Origin of the sequence: Pseudomonas auratipiscis (genome assembly GCF_036324085.1) — a bacterium.
Lineage (GTDB): Bacteria > Pseudomonadota > Gammaproteobacteria > Pseudomonadales > Pseudomonadaceae > Aquipseudomonas > Aquipseudomonas auratipiscis.
The window spans coordinates 190,301-216,250 of the sequence record NZ_JAZDCU010000009.1 but is presented as its reverse complement, the minus strand read 5'-3'; the positions used below and the strand labels follow the sequence as shown (position 1 = coordinate 216,250).

Below are 25,950 nucleotides of genomic sequence, written 5' to 3'. Positions count from 1 at the left end.
CTTTCATTAGAAATCGAGAGATCAATGAATTCACAGACTCCCCGTATCTCGACAGCAAAGGTCATCTCCGGCCTGGCGCTCGGCGCCTTGCTCGTCACCCTCGCCCCCGCGGTGGCTCAGGCAGACGACGCACATAAGCCTGGTGAAGTGTTCAAGGATTGTAAAGACTGCCCGGCAATGGTGGTGCTGCCCGCCGGGACCTTCACCATGGGTACCCCCGAAGACGAACAGGGTCGTGAAGCCGACGAAGGTCCGATGCACCAAGTAACGTTCAGCAAGCCCTTCGCCATGAGTCACTTCCAGGTACTCAGCGGTGAATGGAATGCTTACCTCAAGGACAGCGGTTACCAGATGCCCGACGGCGACGACCGTCCTGGCCGCGAATGCCTTGCCGGGGTACCGCGCTACGCGCTCAGCGACGAGTACAAGCGCGCCGACAAGAACCGCTACCCAGCCGTCTGCATGAATTTCCATGAGGCCCAGGCATATACCGACTGGCTGTCGAAAAAGACCGGCAAACGCTACCGCCTGCTCAGCGAGGCCGAGCGCGAATACGCTGCGCGCGGCGGCAGCAAAGGTGCGCAACCTTTTCCACGCGATGAAGGCAAAGCCTACAGCATCGCCAAGCACGCCAATACCTATGGCCCGGAAGACGGCTTCAGCTTTCTCGCCCCGGCGGGCAGCTACGCGGCCAATGCCTTTGGCATCTACGACGCCCATGGCAACGTCTACGAGTGGACGGCCGATTGTCAGAATGACAGCTACGTCGGCGCCCCCAGCGATGGCAGCGCCTGGAAGCAAGGCGACTGCGTGGTGCGCATGATCCGCGGCAACGACTGGACCGAAGCGCCGATTTTTTCGCGCTCGGGCAACCGCAACTACCGGCGCCCGGAAACCCGTGGCGACTGGATCGGCTTTCGCGTGGTGCGCGAGCTCTGATCGACAGCCAGGCAGGAGGCAACGCGGCTAAATCGTCCCGCGCCTGGCTCGTCTTCCAACACACAGCCATCGCCCGCTTCACGGGCCAGTCCACCCCGCCCTAGGCTCCCAGCCCGTTGCGAACGAGGTAGTTTCATGACCGCAGCATCGCGTAGCGCCACCCGCGAACTCTTGAGCCTGCTCAAGCCGTACCGCCTGTTGGTGATTTTTTCCATTGTTCTGGGCATCATCGGCGGCCTGGCCGTTACCGCCCTGCTCGCCACGGTCAACCAGGGCCTGCACAACGACGATGGCATGAGCAAGGGTATCGTGCTGGCCTTTGTCGGCCTATGTGTGGTGGCGCTGCTGAGCAGCATCGCAGCCGATATCGGCACAAACTATGTAGGCCAGCATGTCATCGCCAAGCTGCGCAAGGAACTGGGCGCCAAGGTGCTGTCGGCACCGATCGAGCAGATTGAACGCTACCGTACCCATCGTCTGATTCCGGTGTTGACCCACGATGTCGACACCATCAGCGACTTCGCCTTTTCCTTTGCTCCACTGGCCATTTCCCTGACCGTGGTGGTCGGCTGCATGGGGTATCTGGCCAGCCTGTCGCTGCCGATTTTCTTTCTTACCCTGACCGCTATCGGCGTCGGCTCGGCCATTCAGTACGTCGCACAGCGCAAAGGGTTGCGTGGTTTCAACGCTGCGCGCGAAGCGGAAGACGACTTGCAAAAGCACTATCAGGCCATTGCCGAAGGCGCCAAGGAACTGCGCATTCACCGCCCCCGTCGCCACGCCATGTTGACCCGCAATATTCAAGGCACCGCCGATCATATCCGCGACACCCACGTACGCTCGATCAACATCTTCGTGATCGCCAAGAGCCTCGGGACCATGCTGTTCTTCGTGGTCATCGGCCTGGTCTTGACTCTGCAATCGCTATGGCCGAGCAATGATCCGGCAGTGATCAGCGGCTTCGTGCTGGTGCTGCTGTATATGAAAGGCCCGCTGGAAAGTCTGATTGGCAACCTGCCGATCATCAGCCGCGCGCAGATTGCCTTCCGACGCATCGCCGATCTGGCCGAGCGCTTCTCTTCACCGGAACCGCACCTGTTGCTCAATGCCGAGCACAGCGCGCCGGCTGCGCTGGAGCGCCTGGAACTGCGCAACGTGCAGTACAGCTTCCCGGCCGTGCCAGGCAGTGATCCATTTACCCTGGGGCCGGTCAACCTGAGTATCGCCCCTGGCGAAATACTGTTTATCGTCGGTGAAAACGGCTGTGGCAAAACCACCCTGATCAAACTGTTGCTGGGCCTCTACACCCCCCATCAGGGTCAGGTACTGGTCAATGGCAAAGCAGTGGATGCGCAAAGCCTGGACGACTACCGCCAGCACTTCACCACGATCTTCGCCGACTACTTCCTGTTCGAAGACCTGATGAAAGACGGCAGTACCCTGCCCGCCGATGCCGGCCAGTACCTGCAGCGCCTGGAAATCGCCCACAAGGTCAGCGTGCGCGATGGCGCGTTCACCACCACTGACCTGTCCACCGGCCAGCGCAAGCGCCTGGCGCTGGTCAGCGCCTGGCTGGATGAACGTCCGGTACTGGTCTTCGATGAATGGGCCGCCGACCAGGACCCGGCCTTCCGCCGGGTGTTCTACACCGAGCTGCTGCCTGACCTGAAACGCCTGGGCAAGACCATCATCGTCATCTCCCATGACGATCGCTACTTCGACATCGCCGACCATTTGCTGCGCATGGAAGCCGGCAAGGTTGTCAGCGAGCCCAGCTTCGCCTGAAAACTGCAGCGAACGCCCGCCGTTCGCTGCTTTACGTTAAATCCGACTCGTCGTCCTTCGTCTTTCTGAGAACGCACAATTCCTGCCGACGGCGACGAGATCGATGATGAATCCACAGCACTCCCTCCCCGAAGATGACCTGCTGGCCTTGTTAATGGCCGATGAAGCAGGCGCCCCGGACGCCATCGCCACCCGTTCCGATCAAGCCCCTCAACCCCTGTCGTTTGCCCAGCAACGCCTGTGGTTCGTACAACAATTCGCGCCACTGGGCTCAGCTTACAACTTGCCACGCGCCTTGCTGCTGAAGGGTGAGTTACGGGGGGACTCGCTGGAGTCGGCCCTACAGCAGGTAATTGAACGCCATGACATCCTCAGAACCCGTTTCGAAGAAATCGACGGCCAGCCCATGCAGGTGCTCACCCCACAGGCGAAACTGCACCTTCATCACCATGATCTTTGTGCCCTGAGCCCTCTCGAACGCGACACTCGACTCCAACAACAGCTAACGGCCGAGGCAGGAAAACCTTTCGACCTGGGCTGCGCCCCATTGATTCGCGCCAACCTGATTCGCCTGGCCGAGGACCAGCATGTGTTGCTGTTGAACATGCACCATATTGTCTCCGACGCCTGGTCCAACCCGATCCTCATGCAGGACCTGAGCCGCGCCTACCAGAACGCCGTGCAAGGTCACAGTCAATCACTGCCACGGCCGGCCATCCAGTACAGCGATTATGCTCGCTGGCAGCGCCAGGACTACCTCACCACCGCCCAACATGCCAAGGCTGCGCGCTACTGGCGCGACTACCTTGGTGGCGAGATCACCCCGCTGGACCTGCCGTTGGATCGGCCTCGCATCGATGGCCGTGTAGCCCTCGCCGGCACGGTTACCGCGAGCCTGCCGGCGCCACTGGTGGCAGGTCTCAACAGCTTCTGCCAAGTCCACGGGCTGACCCCATTCGTGGTGATGCTCGGCGCCTGGCAGCTGCTGTTGGGCCGCTATGCCAATCAAGACGATTTCACCATCGGGGTACCCAATGCCAGCCGTAATCAGGCCCAAACCCAGGATCTGGTGGGCTACTTTGTCAGCACCCAGATCTACCGCGCGCAACTCGATGGCAGCCAATCGGTACTGAGCTTTCTGCAAGCGCTGCGCGAACAGTCGCTGGCAGCCCTGGAGCATGCCGACTACCCCATCGAACTGATCCTCGATGACTTGCAACTACAGCGCAGCAGCGAAGCAAATCCGTTGTTCCAGACCCTGTTCAACTGGCGCGTGGCGACCGGCGAACAAGCGCCGTTGCACTTCGCCGACCTGTTGCTGGACTTTCTGCCGCTGGGACAGCAGGAAGCCAAGTTCGACCTCTCCCTGGATATCACCTACAACCCTCGCAGCATCCAAGCCAGCTTCGAGTACGACAGCACGTTGTTCGCTTGCGCCAGTATCGAGCGCCTGGCGCGGCATTGGCAGAAGCTGCTGAACGCCCTGATCACACAGCCACGATACGCCGTCGGCGAACTGCCCATGCTCGACGCCGATGAGCAAAAAGCGCTGCTCGCATGTGGTAATGACACCGCCGTGCCGCGTCCAGACCTGCCCGCCGTGCACCTGCAGGTTGCTGCGCAAGCCGCCAGCACGCCTCAGCGCCTGGCCGTTGCCTGCCACGGAAAGACCCTTACTTATGCCGAGCTCGACAGCCGCGCCAACCGTCTCGCCCATCACCTGATCGAGCTGGGCGTGGGGCCTGATGTGTTCGTCGGCGTGGCACTGGAGCGTAGCGTCGATCTGGTGGTCGGCCTGCTGGCGATCCTCAAGGCCGGTGGCGCCTACTTGCCACTGGACCCGAACTACCCCGCTGAACGCCTCACCTACATGATGCAGGACAGCGCTGTTGAGCGAGTGCTGCTGCACCCCGAGCAGCAGCACAGCATCCCACTGCCCGAGGGTGTGCAGGCGGTGTACCTGCACAGCGTTCACGAGCAATTGCGCGGCTACGCCGAGACAGCGCCGCAGGTGACGGTCGACCCCGAACATCTGGCCTACATGATTTACACCTCGGGCTCCACCGGCCAACCCAAGGGCGTACAGGTGCGGCACGGGGCGCTGGCCAACCATATGGCCTGGATGCAACAGTCACTGCAGCTGACAGCAGACGATCGAGTTCTGCAGAAGACTGCGATCAGCTTCGACGCCTCGGTGTGGGAATTCTGGCTGCCACTGCAGAACGGCGCTCAACTGCGACTGGCCAGCTCCGCCCTGAACCAGGATTTATCCCTGCTCTGGCAGGAGCTTGCCGCCGAGCGCATCACTGTCCTGCAGATGGCCCCGTCACTGCTGCAAGCCCTGCTGAGCCAGGCGGATGCTCGACAATTGGCCAGTTTGCGCCTGGTGCTGCTGGGCGGCGAAGCACTGGCTGTGGCGTTGGTAGCGCAACTACAGGCATTGTGGCAGGGACGCATCGTCAACCTTTATGGCCCGACCGAAGCGACGATCGACAGCTGCCAGCAGAGCATTGTCGAATCGCTCGACGGCTCCATTGCCCCGATCGGCCTGCCGATCGACAACGTTCGCGTGCACGTCCTCGATCGGCAACTGCAGCCTTGCCCACATGGCAGCGCTGGCGAGCTGTATATCGGTGGTGCGGGCCTGGCGCGTGGCTACCACCAGCGCCCGGCATTGACTGCCGAGCGCTTCGTACCTGATCCTTTCAGCGCCAGCGGCGAGCGCCTGTACCGCAGCGGCGACCTCACCCGCCGGCGTGCCGATGGCACGCTCGAGTACCTGAGCCGAATCGATCAGCAAGTGAAAATCCGAGGTCTGCGTATTGAGCTGGGCGAGATCGAAGCCCGCCTGCTGCAACATGCCGGGATCGTCGAAGCTGCCGTACTGGCCCAACCGAGCGGCAACGGACTGCAACTGGTGGCCTACCTTGCTGGCGCACACGTGCCAGACCAGCTCAGCGCCGCCAGCCTGCGTGAATCACTGCGCCAAACCCTGCTGCAGCAACTGCCGGATTACATGGTGCCGGCCCATTACCTGTTTCTCGACAGTCTGCCGCTGACGCCCAATGGCAAGCTTGATCGCCGCGCGCTCCCGGCGCTGGACAGCCGTCACGGCCAGCGTGCCTATCAGGCGCCGAGTGACGCCATGCAGCAACACATCACTCACCTCTGGCAAGAGGTGCTCAAACTTGAGCAGATCGGCGTCAACGACAACTTCTTCGAGTTGGGCGGCGACTCGATTCTGTCCATCCAGGTCGTCAGCCGCGCCCGCCAGGCTGGCATTCGCTTCACGCCCAAGGATCTGTTCAAGCACCAGACCATTCAAAGCCTGGCCCAGGTCGCGCAATGGGGTGAAAGCGCCGTGCAAGCCGATCAAGGCCCGGTGCTGGGCGAGACGCCGTTGCTGCCGATCCAGCATGCATTCTTTGCCAGCGCCATCGAGCAGCGCCAGCACTGGAACCAGTCGGTGATGCTCAAACCGGCAGCCCCGTTGCATGCAGACACCCTGCATAGCGCCCTGGTAGCGCTGGTCGAACACCACGATGCCTTGCGCCTGCGCTTTACCCAGGTGGATAACCGCTGGCAAGCCATTCACACGCCGCTGACCGATAGCTCGACACTGCTGTGGCAGCGCAGCGTCGCCGATGCACAAGCGATGCTCGATGTGAGCAATGCAGCGCAACGCAGCCTCGACCTCAGTGACGGGCCGTTGCTGCGCGCGGTGTTGATGAGCCTGGCCGACGGCAGCCAGCGCCTGCTGCTGGTGGTCCATCATCTGGTCATCGACGGTGTGTCCTGGCGCATCCTCTTCGACGACTTGCAGCAGGTCTACCAGCAATTGCACAACGGTCAGGCGCCGAAGTTGATGGCCAAGACCAGCGCGTTCAAGTCCTGGGCCGAACGCTTGGGTGAACATGCCCGCAGCCGCGCAGTGGAGGCCGAGCTGGGGTATTGGCAGGCGCAGCTGCAAGACCTGAACCCCGACTTGCCCTGCAACAACCCCAACGGCAGCTTGCTTGGCCGCCACGCCGGAACGCTCGGTGTGCAGTTGAGCCAGGCCCACACCCGCCAGTTGTTGCACACCGCGCCTGCAGCCTATCGAACGCAGATCAATGACTTGCTGCTGACTGCCCTGGCACGTGCAGTACAACGCTGGAGCGGCCAGTCACAGGTGCTGGTGCAGTTGGAAAGCCATGGCCGTGAAGCGCTGTTCGATGATATCGACCTGACCCGCAGCGTCGGCTGGTTTACCAGCCTGTACCCGGTGCGTCTGTCGCCGCAGGCAGCGATGGGGGATGCGATCAAGACCATCAAGGAGCAACTGCGCGCGGTACCAGACAAAGGCATCGGCTACGGCGCCTTGCGCTATCTGGGTGACGCCACGATTGCCGAGCAACTCCAGGCGTTGCCGCAGCCGCGTATCACCTTCAACTACCTGGGCCAGTTCGACGGCAGCTTCGATAGCGACAACGGCGCCTTGTTCGCCCCCAGCGGTGAAGCCGTCGGCGATGAAAAGAGCCATGACACCCCGCTCGGCAACTGGTTGACGGTCAACAGCCAGGTCTACGACAACCGCCTGAACATGGCCTGGACCTTCAGCCACGAAATGTTCGCTGAGGCTCAGGTGGAACAACTTGCACAGTTCTGCCGTGAAGAGCTGGAACAACTGATCGAACACTGCAGCAGCGGCGAGCACCTGGGCCTGACCCCTTCGGACTTCCCGCTGGCGACCCTCAGCCAACAGCAGCTCGACGCCCTGCCGATTGCCGTGCGAAACATCGACGATATCTACCCGCTGTCACCCATGCAGGAAGGTCTGCTGGTGCATACCTTGCTGGAGAAGCACTCGGGCATCTACTTCATGCAAGAGTGCTACACCATCGGCGAAAGCATCGACTACACCTTGTTCGATGCAGCCTGGCAGCAAGTGGTGCAGCGCTACGAAGCGATTCGTGCCTCTTTTCTGTGGAACACCGGTGGCCAATTGCTGCAGGTGATTCATCGCAACACCCCGGTCAAGGTTGAATTGCTCGACCTTAGCGACCTGCCCCTGGAGCAGGCCGAGCCGCGCATCATCGAACTGCTGCGCGAAGAGCGCGAAACGGGGTTCGACCTGGCCAAGGAGCCACCGATCCGCTTCAAGCTGATCAAACTTGCCGACCAGACTCACCGCTTCGTCATGAGCAACCACCACATTCTTATCGATGCCTGGTGCCGTTCGTTACTGATGGCAGACTTTTTCGAGATCTACCACGCGGCCCGCGAAGGTCGGCCCAGCCAACTGGCCACGCCGTATCGCTTCCGCAATTTCATCGAATGGCTGCAGGGCCAGGACCGCGAGGTCGCGCAGGGCTTCTGGCAAGCGCAGCTTGCGGGGCTGGAGCAGGCCACGCCATTGCCCACCGACCGCCCGCAAATCAGTGGCGCGGCGCATTCGGTCATCGACGACAACTACACCTGGTTGAGCAACGAGCAAAGCATGCGATTGCAGGAAGCGGCCAACCAGCAACGGCTGACCGTCAACACCTTCGTCCAGGCTGCATGGGCCTTGACCCTGCATCATCACAGCCGCTCCCGCGATATTGTCTTCGGCGTAACCGTCTCCGGACGTCCGGCACATATTCCACAAATGCAGGATACCGTCGGCCTGTTCATCAACAGCGTGCCGTTGCGCATCAAGCTACCCTCCCCGGACGTGCGCACCCGTACACTGGATTGGTTGCACACCATTCTCGACACCAACGTCTCGCTGCGTGAATATGACTACCTGCCACTGGTAAACATCCAGGCCTGTAGCGAACTGCAAAAAGGCCAGCAACTGTTCGACAGCCTGTTTGTCTTCGAGAACGCGCCGATGGCCGCCTCGGTGGGTGCCGATGCGCAGGACATGGGGGTGATTTCCGAGTCGTCGCGGACCCACACCAACTACCCGATCACCGTGGTGGTCTACCCTGGCGAGCAACTCGGCCTGCACCTGTCGTATGACACGCGCTATTTCGACCGCGCAACCATGGACGCACTGTTGGCGCAGTTCCGACAACTGCTGGTGAGCCTGCCTTCGCAGCTGCAGGCACCGCTTGAACAGGTGGCGCAGCTGGAAAACGGCGAGCATCACGACTGGATTGTGCAGCACAACCAGACTGAGGTCGCCCATGCCCTGGACCGTTCGTTCATCGAGCTGTTCGAAGCGCAGGTTGATCAGCACCGCGAGCAGCCCGCCGCCAGTTGCCGAAACGACGTGTGGAGCTACAACGCTCTCGACTGTCACGCCAACCGTGTCGGCCATGCCCTGCTCGCCCATGGTGTAACGCAGGACCAGCCGGTGGCGCTCCTGGCCGACCGCAGTCTGGAGTTGCTGGCGACCATCGTCGGCGCCTTCAAGGCCGGTGCCGGTTACCTGCCGCTGGACCCAAGCCACCCCGACGAACGTATTGCCAACATTCTCGCGGCCAGTCGCACCCCGGCGCTGATCTGTACTGCCCGCTATCGTGAACGCGCCCGCTCATTGCTGGCAGGCCTGGCGCAGCCGGTGCAACTGCTGGTCTGGGAGGACGTGCTCGATAGCGGCTACAGCGAAACCCGCCCAGGCATCTTCAGCGCAGCCAACAGCCTTGCGTACGTGATTTTCACGTCCGGCTCCACCGGGCAGCCCAAGGGCGTGATGGTCGAGCAAGCCGGCATGCTCAACAACCAGTTGAGCAAGGTACCCTACCTTGGCCTGGGCACGCGCGACATCATCGCCCAGACCGCTTCGCAGTCGTTCGATATTTCAGTCTGGCAGTTCCTCACCGCGCTGCTGTGCGGCGCCCAGGTACGCATCATTCCCGATGAGGTGTCCAAGCACCCGGCGCGGCTGCTGGCAGAGATTGAAGAACAGCACGTCAGCGTGCTGGAGATTGTCCCGGCACTGATCCAGGCCCTGCTCGAAGAACAGCACAGCAACCTCACCGAACTGCGCTGGTTGCTGCCCACCGGCGAAGCGCTGCCAGCGGAAACAGCGGCAGGATGGCTGCAACGATATCCGCACATCCCACTGGTCAATGCTTACGGCCCGGCCGAATGCTCCGACGACGTCGCCTTCTACCAGATCGATCAGGCGGCCACCGAGCGCACCCACATCCCCATCGGTTACCCCACCGACAACAACCGCTTGTACCTGCTCGATGACTACCTGTGCCCGGTCCCCGATGGTGCGGTGGGAGAGATCTGTATTGCCGGTGTCGGCGTCGGTCGCGGCTATTGCGCCGATCCGGGCAAGACCGTCTGCGTGTTCGTGCCCAACCCTTTTGCCTTGCTGGCGGGCGAGCGCCTGTACAAGACCGGCGACCTGGCGCGCCGACGCAAGGAAGACGGCGCCCTGGAGTACCTGGGGCGGGTCGATCAGCAGGTCAAGGTCAACGGCTTTCGCATCGAGCTGGGCGAAATCGAGGCGCAGATCAGCCTGTTCACCGGCATTCGCGAAGCCGCAGTGCTGGTCATCGAGCATGCCTTGGGCAAGCAACTGGTGGCGTTCCTCACCCTGGAAGCCCAAACGCAGGCCGACAGCAACAACCTCGACGACCTGCGTGCATTCCTCAAACGCCGTCTGCCGGTGTACATGAACCCCAGCCTGTACCAAGTGTTGGAACAGATGCCACGCAACGCCAACGGCAAGCTCGACCGCAAGGCCTTGGCCCGCCTCGAAACCCAAGGTCCGCAACAGCTTTTCCGCGCACCGCAGAGTGAATTGCAGCATGCCGTAGCGACCGTTTGGCAAACCGTGCTGAAGGCCGAACACATCGGTCTTGATGACAATTTCTTCGCCTTGGGCGGCAACTCGCTGTTGGCCACACAGGTCACCTCGCGCATCCAACTGGAGCTGGCAATCGAGGCGCCGCTGGCGGCCTTGTTCGAAAGCGCCAGCCTGGAGGACTTCGTTCGCCGCCTGCCGGCCCCGGCTGCGCCAACCACTGAAAACGAATTGACCGATCTGTTCGATCTGCTCGATGTGCTGGAGACTCAATGATGCAAAGCAAAGCCCTGTCTGACTTGATCGAACGCTTTATCAAGTTGCCCACAGCCCAGCGCAAAACCCTCTACCAGCAAATGGTCAGCAAAGGCGTGAACATCGCGCGCCTGCCGATCCCGGTGACGCGCGACAGCTTTGAACGTATTGCACTGTCGTTCGCCCAGGAGCGGCAATGGTTTCTCTGGGGGCTGGACCCCAGCAGCAGTGCCTACAATCTGCCAACCGCCCTGCGCTTGCGCGGTGCGCTGGATGTGCCGGCCTTGCAGGGCAGTTTCGATGCGTTGGTGATGCGTCACGAAAGCCTGCGCACACGCTTTGTCGAAGAGGGTGACCAACGCCTGCAAGTGGTCGAGGCCGAAGGCCGAATTGTCATGGAGCAGTTGGCGCTACCCGCTACTGGCAACGACACCACTGACCGGTTGGATGCCTACATCGCCGAACAGATTGCCCGGCCGTTCGATCTGCAGAGCGGGCCGTTGCTACGCGTGCAGTTGCTGCGCCTGGGTGCCGACGACCATGTCTTGTTGTTGGTGCAGCACCATATCGTTTCCGATGCCTGGTCGATGCAGGTGATGGTCCGCGAACTGATCGCCGGCTACAGCCAGAAAAGTGCCGGGCAACCCACGACCCTGCCCGACTTACCGATCCAATATGCCGACTACGCACTGTGGCAACGCCACTGGATGGAAGCCGGTGGCCGCGAAGAGCAGTTAGCCTACTGGCGCGAACAACTGGGTGATGAACAGCCGGTACTGCAGTTGCCTGCCAGCCGCCCACGACCGCCCGTACGCAGTGATCGCGGCGCGTTGCACAAGGTAGAGCTGGACGCTGAACTGGGTCAGGCGCTCAAAGCCTTGGCCAAGCAGCAAGGGGTTACCCTGTTCATGCTCATGCTGGCCGCCTTCCAGGCCTTACTGCATCGTTGCAGCGGCCAGGACGACATTCGCGTCGGCGTGCCCATCGCCAACCGCAACCGGGTAGAAACCGAAGGGCTGATCGGCTTTTTCGTCAACACCCAGGTGCTGCGTGCGCAGTTGCATGGCGAGCTGTCGTTCAGCGACCTGCTGCTGCAGGTCAAGCAGCGCGCCCTGGGTGCCCAGGCTCATCAGGACCTGCCGTTCGAGCAACTGGTCGATGCCCTGCAACCTGAGCGCAACATGAGCCACAACCCGCTGTTCCAAGTGGTCTACAACCACATCAGCGCCGCGCCGGCCAGCGCCGCAGCGGCGTCCGGGCAGGTACAGGGATTGGCTGTCGAAGCTATCGAGTGGCACAACCAGACCGCGCAGTTCGACCTGGCCCTCAACACCTACGAATCAGAGCAGAGCCTGTCGGCCTCGTTCATCTATGCAACCGATCTGTTCGATGCTCAAGATGCACGTTTGCTGGCCCGTCACTGGCTGAATCTATTGCGTGCCATTGCCCGCAATCCGCAGCAGCGCATCGGTGAACTGACATTGCTCGACCCTGACCAGCAACAGGCTGTTCTGGCTCAGTGGAACCCGGCCCCCCGCCGCTTCGAAGTCGAGCGCTGCCTGCATCAATTGATCGAACAGCAGGCTGCCCTGCGCCCCCAGGCCATCGCTTTGACCTTTGAAGGTCAGCACCTGAGTTATGAGGCACTCAACCGTCGCGCCAACCGCCTGGCCCATCACCTGATCAGCCAGGGCGTCGGCCCCGACCACCTGGTCGGCCTGGTCTGCGCGCGGTCCTTCGACATGCTTGTGGCTATCCTCGCCATCCTCAAGGCCGGCGGCGCCTATGTACCGCTCGACCCGCAATACCCCGAAGACCGCCTGGCCTACATGATCGAAGACAGCGGCATCGCCCTGCTCCTGGGGCAACCGGCGGTGCTCCAGCACCTGCCACTACCCGAAGGGCTGGCAACCGTCGCCCTCGACGCGAGCTTTGCCGAACAGCCCGAGCACAACCCGGCTGTTGCCCTGAGCCCAGACAACCTGGCCTATGTCATCTACACCTCAGGCTCCACCGGCAGGCCCAAAGGCACGCTGTTGCCGCACCGCAACGTGCTGCGCCTGTTCGGCGCCACCCAGGACTGGTTCGGCTTCGACCACAACGATGTCTGGAGCCTGTTCCACTCCTATGCCTTCGACTTCTCGGTGTGGGAGATTTTCGGTGCTCTGCTCCATGGCGGCCGCCTGCTGATCGTGCCTCAAGACACCACGCGTGCACCGGACGACTTCTACGCCTTGCTGTGCGACGCAGGCGTCAGCGTCCTCAACCAGACCCCATCGGCGTTCCGCCAGCTCATGCATGTGGCCTGCGCCGAGCAGAACCTGCAGCGTGACAACCGCCTGCGCCATGTGGTGTTCGGCGGCGAAGCCCTCGATGTCGGCAGCCTGGCGCCCTGGTTCCAGCGCTTCGGCGACCAGGCCCCGCGCCTGGTCAACATGTACGGCATCACCGAAACCACCGTGCACGTCACCTACCGCCCGTTGTCGTGCGCTGACCTGCAGCAGGCCAGCGTCAGCCCGATTGGTGAGCCGATCCCGGACCTGTCCTGGTACCTGCTCGACGCCCAGCTCAACCCGGTGCCGCACAACTGCATCGGTGAGCTGTATGTCGGCCGCGCGGGCCTTGCCCGTGGCTACCTCAACCGCGCCGATCTCACTGCCACGCGCTTCATTCCCAACCCGTTCGACAATGACGGCAGCCGCCTGTACCGAACCGGTGACCTGGCGCGCTGCACTGCCGATGGGGTAATCGAATACATCGGCCGTATCGACCATCAGGTCAAGATTCGTGGTTTCCGTATCGAGCTGGGTGAAATCGAGGCGCGCCTGCAAGCCCTCGACGGCATTCGCGATGCAGTGGTGCTGGCGCAACCTGGCCCCAGCGGCGCGCAACTGGTGGCCTACGTGGTGGCCGACGATGCACAACTGGAGATCGCCGAGCTCAAAGCCCGGCTCAAGGCGTCGCTGCCCGACTACATGGTCCCCGCGCATGTGCTACTGCTCGAACGCCTGCCGCTGACCACCAATGGCAAGCTCGATCGCAAGGCGTTGCCACAGCCCGACAGCCAGGCGCAGCAACAGGTCTACACAACCCCCCGCGAGGGCCTGGAGCAACAGATTGCCGAACTCTGGCAGCAGGTGCTGCAAGTCGAACGGGTCGGCCGCGACGACAACTTCTTTGAACTCGGTGGCGACTCGATCATCTCCATTCAGATGGTCAGCCGCGCTCGCCAGGCTGGTATCCGTTTCACTACCAAGGAGCTGTTCCAGCACCAGAGCGTGGCCCGTCTGGCTGGCATTGCCCAGCACATCGAGCAGGATCAGGTCATCGACCAAGGGCCAGTAACAGGAATCGCACTGCTGCTGCCAATTCAGCAATGGTTCTTCGAAGAGGTGCAGCAACAACGTCATCATTGGAACCAGGCTGTGCTACTCAAGCCACGCCAGGCACTGGAGCCTGCCATCCTCGAAGAGGCCCTGCGCGCCTTGCTGGCACACCATGACGCCCTACGCCTGGTGTTCCGTGAACAAGGCCAGGGCTGGGTGGCCGAGCACCAGCCGCCGGCCGCACTGAGCGAACCGCTGCTGCGCAGTCTGCGCCTGGAAAACCTCGAAGGTCTGCGCGAAATGGGCGAACAGAACCAACGCAGCCTCGACCTGACTAACGGCCCGTTGCTGCGCGCCATGCTCGCCGAACTGCCCGATGGCAGTCAGCGCCTGCACCTGGTGGTGCATCATCTGGTGGTCGACGGAGTGTCCTGGCGCATCCTGTTCGAAGACCTGCAACTGGCCTACGAACAGCTGCAGGCCACTCGCAAGGTCAAGCTACCCGCCAAGACAAGCGCTTTCAAACACTGGGCCGAGTACCTCGAAGGCTATGCTCGCGCCCGCCTCGGCCAGCAGGACGAGATGTTCTGGCAACGCCAGCTGCAGGGTGCCCCTGAGGGCCTGCCGTGCGACAACCCCGAAGGTGGCCTGCAGAACCGCAATGCCATGACCGTGCATGCACGCCTGCCACAAGCGCAGACGCGTGCCCTGTTGCAACATGCCCCAGCGGCCTACCTCACCCAGGTCAACGATCTGCTGCTCACCGCCTTGGCGCGAGTGATCTGCCGCTGGACCGGTGAACGCAGCATGCTGGTACAGCTCGAAGGTCATGGCCGCGAGGAGCTGTTCGACGACATCGACCTATCGCGTACCGTGGGCTGGTTCACCAGTATGTTCCCGGTACACCTGACCCCCGCCGATGATCTGGGACTGGCGATCAAACACGTCAAGGAGCAACTGCGGGCCATTCCCGACAAAGGCATCGGCCATGGTGCTCTGCGTTACCTGGGCACGCCCGAGAGCCGCGAGCGCATGCAAGCATTGCCGCAGCCGCGTATCACCTTCAACTATCTGGGCCAGTTCGACGCAAGCTTCGGCGAAGAGCAAGGCGCCCTGTTCATCCCTACCGGCGACCCCGCCGGTGCCGAACAGGATGCAAACGCACCGCTGGGCAACTGGCTGACCCTCAATGGCCAGGTGTATGGCGGCGAACTGAGCATGGGCTGGACCTTCAGCACCGAGATGTTCGACAGCACCACCTTGCAGCGCCTGGCCAACGACTATATGGCCGAATTGGCCAGAGTGGTGGAGCATTGCTGCCTACCGAGTCAGCATGGCGTCACGCCTTCCGACTTCAAGCTGGCGAACCTCACTCAGATGCAACTCGATACGCTGCCGGTGCCAGCCGGCAACATCGAAGACATCTACCCATTGTCACCGATGCAACAAGGTATGCTGTTCCACACCCTGTATGCCGAAGGTAGTGGCGACTACATCACGCAAATGTGCGTGGATGTCGAAGCACTCGACCCCGAGGCTTTCCGCAAGGCCTGGGAAACGGCCGTGGACGCCCACGACATTCTGCGCAGCAGCTTCATCTGGGAAAATGGTTTGGCCCAACCGGTGCAATTGGTGCACCGTCGAATCGAGCTGCCGTTCCGCTATCTCGACTGGCAACTGCGTGACGACCTCAGCGAGGCGCTGGCGCAGTTGGCCGAACAGGATCGCCTGCAAGGTTTCGACCTCAGCACCGCACCACTGCTGCGTCTGTGCCTGGTGCGCACTGGCGAGAACCGCCATCACCTGATCTACACCCACCACCACATCCTGCTCGACGGCTGGAGCAACTCACTGCTGCTGGGCGAAGTGCTGCAGCGCTATCGAGGTGAGCCTGTACCGGCTACGGGCGGACGCTACCGCGACCTGATCGCCTGGCTGCACCAACAGGACGCAACCGCTTCCCAGGCGTTCTGGAGCGACCAGTTCGCGCACTACGAGGCCCCCACGCTATTGGCTCACGCCCTGGCCCCCAATGGCTACGCAGCCCAAGGCCACGGTGAGCATTTCCACCGCCTCGATGCCATCAGCACCGCCGCGCTGAATGCCTTCGCCCGGCAACAAAAAGTGACCTTTAACACCGTGCTACAGGCGGCGTGGATTCTTCTGCTGCAACGCCTAACCGGTCAGGCCACGGTCACCTTCGGCACCACAGTGTCGGGCCGCCCGAGCGGCTTGAAGGGCATCGAGCAACAGGTCGGTCTGTTCATTAACACCCTGCCGGTGGTGGCTTCCCCTCGTGCCGAGCTTCGCGTTGCCGACTGGTTGCAGCAGGTCCAGGCCCAGGGCCTGGCATTGCGCGAGCAGGAGCATGCGCCGCTGTACGAGATACAGCGCTGGGTGGCTCAGGGCGGCGAGGCGCTGTTCGACAATATTCTGGTATTCGAGAACTACCCTGTGGCCCAGGCCCTACAACAAGCGCGCGGCAACGGGCCACGTTTTGCCAATGTGCACAACCAAGAGCAGACCAACTACCCACTGACCCTGCAGGCGATCCTGGGCGATGAACTCACCCTGCAGTTCAGCCATGCCCACGCAGCCTTCTGCAGCGCCGACATTCAACGCCTTGGGCAGCAAGTGGAGGCCTTGCTGCGTGCCATGCTGGCCAACCCGCAGCAGGTCTTGGGCGAGTTAACACTGCTGAGCAGCGAGGCGCAACGTGCAGCCATTGCCCAGTGGAACCCGACCCCGCAAGTTTTTGAAGTCGAGCACTGCCTGCACACCTTGATCGAGCGCCAGGCCACCCTGCGTCCCGCGGCCATCGCCCTGACCTTTGAAGGCCAACACCTGAGTTATGAGGCGCTCAACCGTCGCGCCAACCGCCTGGCCCATCACCTGATCAGCCAGGGCGTCGGCCCCGACCGCCTGGTTGGCCTGGCCTGCGCGCGGTCCTTCGACATGCTTGTGGCTATCCTCGCCATCCTCAAGGCCGGCGGCGCCTATGTACCGCTCGACCCGCAGTACCCCGAGGACCGCTTGGCCTACATGATCGAAGACAGCGGCATCGCCCTGCTGCTCGGTCAACCGGCAGTGCTCCAGCATCTGCCACTGCCCGAAGGGCTGGCAACCGTCGCCCTCGACGCGAGCTTTGCCGAGCAGCCCGAGCACAACCCGGAGGTTGCCCTGAGTCCAGACAACCTGGCCTATGTCATCTACACCTCAGGCTCCACCGGCCGGCCCAAAGGCACGCTGCTGCCGCACCGCAACGTGCTGCGCCTGTTCGACGCCACCCAGGATTGGTTCGGCTTCGACCACAACGATGTCTGGAGCCTGTTCCACTCCTATGCCTTCGACTTCTCGGTGTGGGAGATCTTCGGGGCCCTGCTCCATGGTGGTCGCCTGCTGATCGTGCCTCAAGACACCACGCGTGCCCCCGACGACTTCTACGCCTTGCTGTGCGACGAAGGCGTCAGCGTCCTCAACCAGACCCCTTCGGCTTTTCGCCAGCTCATGCATGTGGCCTGCGCCGAACAGCACCTTCAGCGTGACAGCCGCCTGCGGCATGTGGTGTTCGGCGGCGAAGCCCTCGATATCGGCAGCCTGGCGCCCTGGTTCCAGCGCTTTGGTGACCAGGCCCCACGCCTGGTCAACATGTACGGCATCACCGAGACCACCGTACACGTCACCTATCGCCCGTTGTCGTGCGCCGACCTCCAGCAAGCCAGCGTCAGCCCGATTGGTGAGCCGATTGCGGACCTGTCCTGGTACCTGCTCGACGCCCAGCTCAATCCGGTGCCGCACAACTGCACCGGTGAGCTGTATGTCGGCCGTGCGGGCCTTGCCCGTGGCTACCTCAACCGCGCCGACCTCACTGCCACGCGCTTCATTCCCAACCCGTTCGACAATGACGGCAGCCGCCTGTACCGAACCGGTGACCTGGCACGCTGCACTGCCGATGGAGCCATTGAATACATCGGCCGTATCGACCATCAGGTGAAAATTCGTGGCTTCCGTATCGAGCTGGGTGAAATCGAGGCGCGTCTGCAAGCCCTCGATGGCATTCGTGATGCAGTGGTGCTGGCGCAACCTGGCCCCAGCGGCGCGCAACTGGTGGCCTACGTGGTGGCCGACGATGCACAACTGGAGATCGCCGAGCTCAAAGCCCGGCTCAAGGCGTCGCTGCCCGACTACATGGTCCCCGCACATGTGCTACTGCTCGAACGCCTGCCGCTGACCACCAATGGCAAGCTCGATCGCAAGGCGTTGCCACAGCCCGACAGCCAGGCGCAGCAACAGGTCTACACAGCCCCCCGCGAGGGCCTGGAGCAACAGATTGCCGAACTCTGGCAGCAGGTGCTGCAAGTCGAGCGGGTCGGCCGCGAGGACGACTTCTTCGAGTTGGGTGGGCACTCGTTGCTCGTCATCAACCTGGTTTCGCAGCTGCAACTGAGCCTGGGTCTTAAGGTCACGCCCCAGGAGGTGTTCCATCACCCTGTCCTGGGTAACTTCGCCGCCAGTCTCGACCCTCAGGCAGGCCTGGCTGGCAAGGAAAAACTCAATGCACTTGAAGCACTGCTCGACGAAATGGAGGAAGTCTGATGGATAACCAAATGGCAATGGGTATCGCTCGGCGCTTCATCAGGTTGCCCCTGGAAAAACGCCGCCCCTTTCTCGAGAAGATGCTCCAAGAAGGCGTTTCGCCCGCCAACTTACCGATTCCACCGCTACGTGCGGACTTCGACAAGTTGCCGCTCTCGTTCGCCCAGGAGCGCCAGTGGTTCCTTTGGCAGATGGACCCGACCAGCAGTGCTTATCACGTGCCCATCGCGCTACGCCTGCACGGGGTACTGGATCTCGAGGCCCTGCAACGAGCCTTTGACAGCTTGGTGCAACGTCATGAAACCCTGCGCACCACCTTCGTACTGGGCGAGGAACGCCCCGAACAAGTCATTCATGACCCCGTACCGCTGAACATCGAGCGGCACAATGCGTCATTCGACGAAGTCGAGCTCAAGGACTGGATCGAATACCGCATCGCCCAGCCGTTCGACCTGCAGCATGGCCCGCTGCTGCGTGTCAGTCTTCTGCAATTGGCCGCCGACCAACACGTATTGCTGGTGGTGCAGCACCATATTGTCTGCGACGGCCAGTCGATGCAGGTGATGGTCGATGAATTGGTACGACTGTACAGCGCCTTCAGCCAAGGGGGCGAAGCGTCCCTGGCGCCGTTGTCGATCCAGTATGCCGACTACGCCCTCTGGCAGCGTCGCTGGATGGAAGCCGGCGAACGCGAGCGACAAATGAGCTACTGGCAAACACAACTGGGTAGCGACCATACCGTGCTGGAACTGCCTTTTGATCGCCCACGCCCAGCGGTGCGAAGCGACCTGGGCGCACTGCTGTCGATAGACCTGCCAGCCACGTTGGGCCAGAACCTCAAGGCCCTGGCCCAACGCCAGGGGGTCACCTTGTTCATGCTGCTGCTGACTTCATTCCAAGTGCTGCTGCACCGCTACAGCGGTCAAGGCGATATTCGCGTCGGTGTGCCGGTGGCCAACCGCAACCGGGTCGAAACCCAGGGTCTGATCGGCTTCTTCATCAATACCCAAGTGCTGCGCGCCGAAATCCACCCCGGCCAGACCTTCAGTGAACTGCTGCAACAGGTGCGCCAGCGCACCCTGGGCGCACAGGACCACCAGGAGCTGCCGTTCGAGCAGTTAGTCGAGGGCCTGCAACCGGAGCGCAGCCTCAGCCACACGCCGCTGTTCCAGGTGATGTTCAACCATCAGCACGCCGCCCGCCAGGCCACCGACAGCGGCTCCAGCGGCCCATTGCAAGTCTCGCCGTTGGCCTGGAGCAGCCATACCGCCCAGTTCGACCTGACCCTGGCTACCTACGAGTCCGCCACCGGGCTGGCCGCCACTCTGACCTACGCCACCGACCTGTTCGAACCTGGCCGTATCGAGCGCATGGCGCGACACTGGCTCAATCTACTGCACGGTATTGTCGCCAACCCACAGGCCAAAGTGGCGCAACTTCCGCTGCTCGAGACTGAAGAACAAGCGCTGATCGTCGAGCAGTGGAACGACACCACAGTGACCGACTACCCGCTGGATACCCCAATCCATCGTTTGATCGAAGAACAGGTGCTGGCTACCCCGGATGCACCAGCGTTGCACTTTGGTGAACAGGCGTTGAGCTACCGCGAGTTGGACCAGCGCGCCAACCAGTTGGCTCATCAACTGATCGCCCTGGGCGTCGGTCCGGAAGTGTTGGTCGGCATCGCCGTGGAGCGTAGCCTGGAGATGGTCGTCGGCCTGCTGGCAATCCTCAAGGCGGGTGGCGCCTATGTGCCGCTTGATCCTGAATACCCCGAGGAGCGCCTGGCCTACATGATTGAGGACAGCCGCATCGGCTTGCTGCTGAGCCAATCGCACCTGAACCTGCCGTGCCCGCAACGTCTGGCGAAACTGAACCTGGATACCCTGTCGCTGGAAGGCTTCTCGGTGCAACCCCCTGCGGTCGCCGTCGACCCTGAACATCTGGCCTACGTTATCTACACCTCTGGCTCTACCGGCAAACCCAAAGGCGCGGGAAACCGCCACAAGGCGCTGACCAACCGCCTGTGCTGGATGCAACACGCCTACAACCTTGGCCTTGGCGACACCGTACTGCAAAAAACGCCGTTCAGCTTCGACGTGTCGGTGTGGGAGTTTTTCTGGCCGCTGATGACCGGTGCACGCTTGGCCATTGCCGGGCCTGGTGATCACCGTGACCCGCGTCGCCTGATCGCGCTGATCAACAAACACCAGGTCAGCACACTGCACTTCGTGCCGTCGATGCTGCAGATGTTCCTGCTCGATGAGCGCGTCTCTTCCTGCACCAGCCTGCGCCGGATCGTGTGCAGCGGCGAGGCGTTGCCGGTGGATGCCCAGGACCAGGTACTGGCCAAACTGCCCAATGCCGCGCTGTACAATCTTTACGGCCCGACCGAAGCAGCTATCGACGTCACCCACTGGCACTGTCGCGACGAAGGCCTCGATGCAGTGCCGATCGGCAAGCCGATCGCCAATCTGCAAACCTACGTACTGGATGTCGAGTTGCAGCCCGTTCCTGCAGGTGTGGTCGGCGAACTTTACCTCGGCGGCGAAGGGCTCGCCCGCGGCTACCATCGCCGCCCGGCGCTGACTGCAGAGCGCTTTGTCACCAGCCCGGTCGGCAACGGCAAGCGTCTGTACCGCACCGGCGACCTGGCCAGCCTGCGTACCGACGGCGTAATCGAGTACCGTGGTCGCATCGATCATCAGGTGAAGATCCGAGGCCTGCGTATCGAGCTGGGAGAGATAGAAGCCCGCCTGATGGAACAGCAAGCCGTGCGCGAAGCCGTGGTGCTGGCCATAGACGGCGCCTTGATCGCTTATGTAGTGCCAACTGACTGGACTGCGCAAGACCAGGAAGCCCAGCGCGATATCATCCGCGAGCCACTGCGCCAGACCCTGCCAGACTACATGGTCCCGAGCCAACTGCTGTTCATCGAGCGCCTGCCGCTGAGCCCCAACGGCAAGCTCGAACGCAAGGCGCTGCCCAAGCCCGATTTCACGCAAGTACAGAAGACCTACGTCGCGCCGCGCAGCGCAATGGAACAACGTATCGCAGCCATCTGGCAGGACGTACTCAAGCTTGAGCGGGTGGGTTTGAACGACAACTTCTTTGAACTCGGTGGTGACTCGATCATCTCGATCCAAGTGGTCAGCCGCGCCCGCCAGGCTGGTATCGATTTCACCCCGAAAGATCTGTTCCAGCACCAGACCGTGCAGCACCTGGCAAGCGTCGCGCAACAGGACGCCAGCCAGCTGGCGGCGTCATTCAACGCCCGGCCCCACGACTGGCAAGAGGCAGCCGAGGTGGCCACACGCAGCGTGACGCCGGCAGATTTCCCCTTGACCAAGCTGACCCAGGCCCAGTTGGATAACCTGCCGATTCCGGTCGACCAGGTGCAAACCCTCTATCCCCTATCACCCATGCAGCAGGGCATGCTCTTCCACACCTTGCAATCCAGCGCCGCCAGTCTTTACGTCACTCAAACCAGCGTACCGGTGGAAGGCCTGGACAACCAACGCTTCATTGATGCCTGGAACGCCGTCATCGCCCGCCACGAAATGCTGCGTACCGGCTTCTGGCACGATAACCTGCTCAGCGAGCCGCTGCAGATCGTGCGGCGCCAGGCCAGCCTGCCCTTGCGCCTGCTGGACTGGCGCGGGCACGAGGTCAGCGAGCAGCAACTGCACGCCGAGGCCCAGGCCGACTGCCAGCGCGGCTTCGACCTGCTGCAGGCACCGCTGATCCATCTCACCCTGATCCGCTTGAGCGATACCAGCCAGCAGTTGATCTGGACTGCCCACCACATTCTCATGGACGGCTGGAGCAGCTCGCAGCTGCTGGCCGAGGTGTTCGCCCTGTACGCCGGACACCCGCTGCCAGCCAAGCTAGGGCACTACCAGGACTACATCCAGTGGCTGCAGGCCCAGGACACCAAGGCCTTGGAAAGCTTCTGGTGCGCACGCCTGCAAGACATCGGCAGCACCACTCAACTGGCCGCTGCGGTGTACCCCAAGCCTGCGGCCGGGCAAACAGGGCACCAGCAGCTGTGCCTGGACTGGGATGTCAGCCGCACCCAGGCGTTGCGCCTGCAGGCACAACGCCTGCGGATCACTCCCAACACGCTGATCCAGGGCGCCTGGCTGCTGCTCCTACAGGCCTACACAGGCCAGCAGACCGTGTGCTTTGGCGCCACGGTCGCCGGTCGCCCCACCAGCCTGCCGGGGGCAGGGGATATCCTTGGGTTGTTCATCAACACCCTGCCGATTATCCAGAGCCCGCGCCCAGAGTTGCAGCTGCGTCAATGGTTAGCGCAACTGCAGGCAGACAACCTGGAGGTACGCGACCATGAGCATGCCTCCCTGGCCGACCTGCAACGCTGGGCGGGTCACCCTGGCCAGGCGTTGTTCGACAGCATCATCGTGTTCGAGAACTACCCGGTTAGCGAGCGCCTGGACGACGCTCAACGCTCACAGTTGCGCTTTGGAAAAGCCCAAAGTCGGGATGTCACCAACTATCCCATGGACCTGGAAGTGCACCTGGGCGAGAGCCTGCGGATCAAATTCCTGTACCTGCGCAGCCACTTTACCGAACAGTCCGTACACGCCATCCGTGGCGAATTCGAACGCTTGCTACAAGCCATGCTCATCAACCCGGACAGCGCCCTGGGCAACTTGCTCTTGTGGCAACCTCAGGCGCAGCCAACACCCACCGCACCCACAACGCCGAGCACCTTGCTGGTCGAGCGCATCGCCCAGCACGCCCACGCCAATCCCGACCAAGTAGCCGTCAGTTGCGCCGGCCAGTATCTGACCTACGCCCAGTTGGAAGTGCGTGCCAATCGCCTGGCGCACTACCTGATGGCTCAGGGTATCGGCCCGGAGCACTTTGTTGGCATTGCCCTGGAGCGCTCGTTAGAGGTGATAACCAGTTTCCTCGCGGTAATGAAGGCCGGTGCAGCCTACGTGCCGCTGGACATCGATTACCCGCCGGAGCGTATCAGGTGGGCCATGCAGGACTCAGGCATGACCCTGCTGCTTACCCGCGGCACCGTGTACAAGCGCCTCCCCCAGGACACCGGCGTGCCCTGCACCGACCTCGACGGCCTGGACCTGTCGGCATTTCCCGCGCACACCCCGGTGCAACGCAGCGGCGGTGACAATCTGGCCTACTTGATCTACACCTCGGGTTCCACCGGCAACCCCAAGGGCGTGTCGGTCACCCATGCACCACTGGCAATGCATTGCCAAGCCATCGCCGAGCTGTACGAGATGGACGCCAGCACCTGCGAGCTGCTGTTCATGTCATTCGCCTTCGACGGTGCCCAGGAGCGCTGGCTGTCAACGCTGTCGTCGGGCGGGCGCTTGGTGCTGCGCGACAACCGCCTGTGGACGCCGGAGGAAACCTGGCAAGCTCTGCAGCAGGAGCAAGTTAGCATCGCTTGCTTCCCACCTGCATATCTGCAGCAACTGGCCGAATACGGCGAAACCCAGACCAGCCCGCCGCCGGTGCGCATCTACTGCTTTGGTGGTGACGCGGTGGCCGATGCCAACTTCGAGTTGGTCAAACGCAGCCTGCGCCCGCAGTACCTGACCAACGGCTACGGCCCCACCGAAACAGTGGTGACGCCACTGCTGTGGAAGGCTGACCTGGGCCAGCGTTGCGAAGCAGTGTATGCCCCCATCGGTAAGGTCGTAGGCAACCGCACGCTGCAGGTGCTCGACCCGCTCCTGCGTCCCCTCCCGTCGCAGTTGGCCGGCGAGCTCTATATCGGTGGGGAAGGTGTTGCCCGTGGCTACCACGCACGCCCTAGTCTCACCGCCGAACGCTTCGTGCCCGATCCCTTCGGTACGCCTGGTGCACGCCTGTACCGCACCGGCGACTTGGTACGCGCTCGTCTGGATGGGGTGTACGACTACCTGGGGCGTTTGGACAATCAAGTGAAGATTCGCGGCTTCCGCATCGAGTTGGGCGAGATCGAGGCACGCCTGCGCAGCTACCCTGGCGTTCAGGATGCGGTGGTGGTGGCACGCGATATCAGCAATGGCAAGCAACTGGTCGGTTACGTGGTCGGTAACGACCTGCAGACCGATGCATTACGCGCTCAGCTGGGCGCCGAGCTACCCGACTACATGGTGCCAGCGCATCTCCAACTCCTCGCGCACCTGCCGCTGAGCCCCAACGGCAAGGTCGACCGCAAGGCCCTGCCCGACCCGGACTTCAAGGCCAACGTCCACGTCCCCCCGCGCAATGCGCTGGAGCATGACTTGGTAAAGATTTGGCAAGAGGTGCTGGAGCGCGAACAGGTGGGTATCACCGACAACTTCTTCGAACTTGGCGGCGATTCTCTGCGCATCCTGCGCGTGCTATCCAAGGCCCGAGCCCTGGCGCACCCCGGCTTCGAGTTGAAGCTGCGCGACCTGATGGGTAAGCCGACTATCGCCGAGCTGTCCGGCTTTGACCCACGCGAAACCGCCAGTGCCCCCAATCCGTTGCTCGCACTCAACCGCCCCACGCCCGGCAGTCCCCCACTGTTCTGCCTGCATGCAGGTTTCGGTACGCTGTTCGACTACGAACCGCTGGCCCGTTGCCTGGAGGGCCAGCGCAGCGTGGTCGGGGTCCAGTGCCGCATGTTGCTTGACCGCGAATGGCAAGACAGCTCGCTGACACAGATGGCCGACGACTATGTCGCTGCAATTCGCAGCCTGCAACCTCACGGACCCTACGCTCTGCTCGGCTGGTCGTTGGGCGGCGCCCTCGCGGTGCTGGTGGCCGACAACTTGAAGCGACAGGGCCAAGAGGTCGAATACCTGGGCCTGGTGGACAGCTTCTCACCCCATGGCCAAGTGTCTGCCGACGATGGGCATGCCCAAGAGCTGGCACAGTTCCTTGGGGTCATACTCGGGCGTCCGGTCGAATCGTTGGCACCGCTAACGCTACAAGGCGAGCACGCGCGCGCGGCGCTGGAACAGCTGATTCGCGATGAACAGGGCAAGGGTCCGGAAAACGCTCGCTACAGTGGCTTCGATGCTGCCGACCTGGCCTTGGTGTTCATCGTCGCAATGAAGCTCAAGGCGCTGTCCGAACGGCTCGAAAGCCTGCCGGTGGTTTCCGGTCCAGCCAGCGTCTGGTGGGCCAATACTACTCCAGCAACGGAGCGCAAGACCTTCGAGCAAGTACTCGGAGGCCAATTGCAACGACGTACGCTACCTGCCGGCCATCATGAGCTGCTCGACCATCCGGGTTTCCTCGAACACCTGCTTCAGGACCTCACCAGCCCTGCACCGCTGCAATCCTGACCCTTGTCCGGCGCGGGCGAGA

General features: G+C 62.4%; 5 protein-coding genes. All 5 read left to right on the top strand.

The features are described from left to right. Window positions 1–24 precede the first annotated feature (24 nt). The 5 genes from V0R60_RS14910 (at window position 25) to V0R60_RS14890 (ending at window position 25,928) form a co-directional block, all read left to right on the top strand. On the top strand, window positions 25–939 hold the full coding sequence (locus tag V0R60_RS14910) for a formylglycine-generating enzyme family protein (RefSeq protein WP_136475483.1): 915 nt from the start codon (window positions 25–27) through the stop codon (window positions 937–939). A gap of 135 nt (window positions 940–1,074) precedes the next feature. Beyond that, window positions 1,075–2,724, top strand: a complete 1,650-nt coding sequence (locus V0R60_RS14905) for a cyclic peptide export ABC transporter (RefSeq protein WP_330079478.1) — start codon at window positions 1,075–1,077, stop codon at window positions 2,722–2,724. A gap of 106 nt (window positions 2,725–2,830) precedes the next feature. Continuing rightward, window positions 2,831–10,729, top strand: coding sequence for an amino acid adenylation domain-containing protein (locus V0R60_RS14900; protein WP_330079477.1), 7,899 nt, complete (start codon window positions 2,831–2,833; stop codon window positions 10,727–10,729). Continuing rightward, window positions 10,726–18,630: an amino acid adenylation domain-containing protein gene (locus tag V0R60_RS14895; protein WP_330079476.1), complete on the top strand. Its 7,905-nt coding sequence runs from the start codon at window positions 10,726–10,728 to the stop codon at window positions 18,628–18,630. The genes V0R60_RS14900 and V0R60_RS14895 overlap by 4 nt, the downstream gene beginning before the upstream one ends. Beyond that, entirely contained in the window at window positions 18,630–25,928 is a 7,299-nt protein-coding gene (locus V0R60_RS14890) for an amino acid adenylation domain-containing protein (protein WP_330079475.1), read from the top strand. The genes V0R60_RS14895 and V0R60_RS14890 overlap by 1 nt, the downstream gene beginning before the upstream one ends. Window positions 25,929–25,950 lie beyond the last annotated feature (22 nt).

Bases quoted from the DNA above. Each gene is read 5' to 3' on its own strand.
- V0R60_RS14910 (WP_136475483.1), top strand. From the start codon at position 25: ATGAATTCACAGACTCCCCGTATCTCGACAGCAAAGGTCATCTCCGGC.
- V0R60_RS14905 (WP_330079478.1), top strand. From the start codon at position 1,075: ATGACCGCAGCATCGCGTAGCGCCACCCGCGAACTCTTGAGCCTGCTC.
- V0R60_RS14900 (WP_330079477.1), top strand. From the start codon at position 2,831: ATGAATCCACAGCACTCCCTCCCCGAAGATGACCTGCTGGCCTTGTTA.
- V0R60_RS14895 (WP_330079476.1), top strand. From the start codon at position 10,726: ATGATGCAAAGCAAAGCCCTGTCTGACTTGATCGAACGCTTTATCAAG.
- V0R60_RS14890 (WP_330079475.1), top strand. From the start codon at position 18,630: ATGGATAACCAAATGGCAATGGGTATCGCTCGGCGCTTCATCAGGTTG.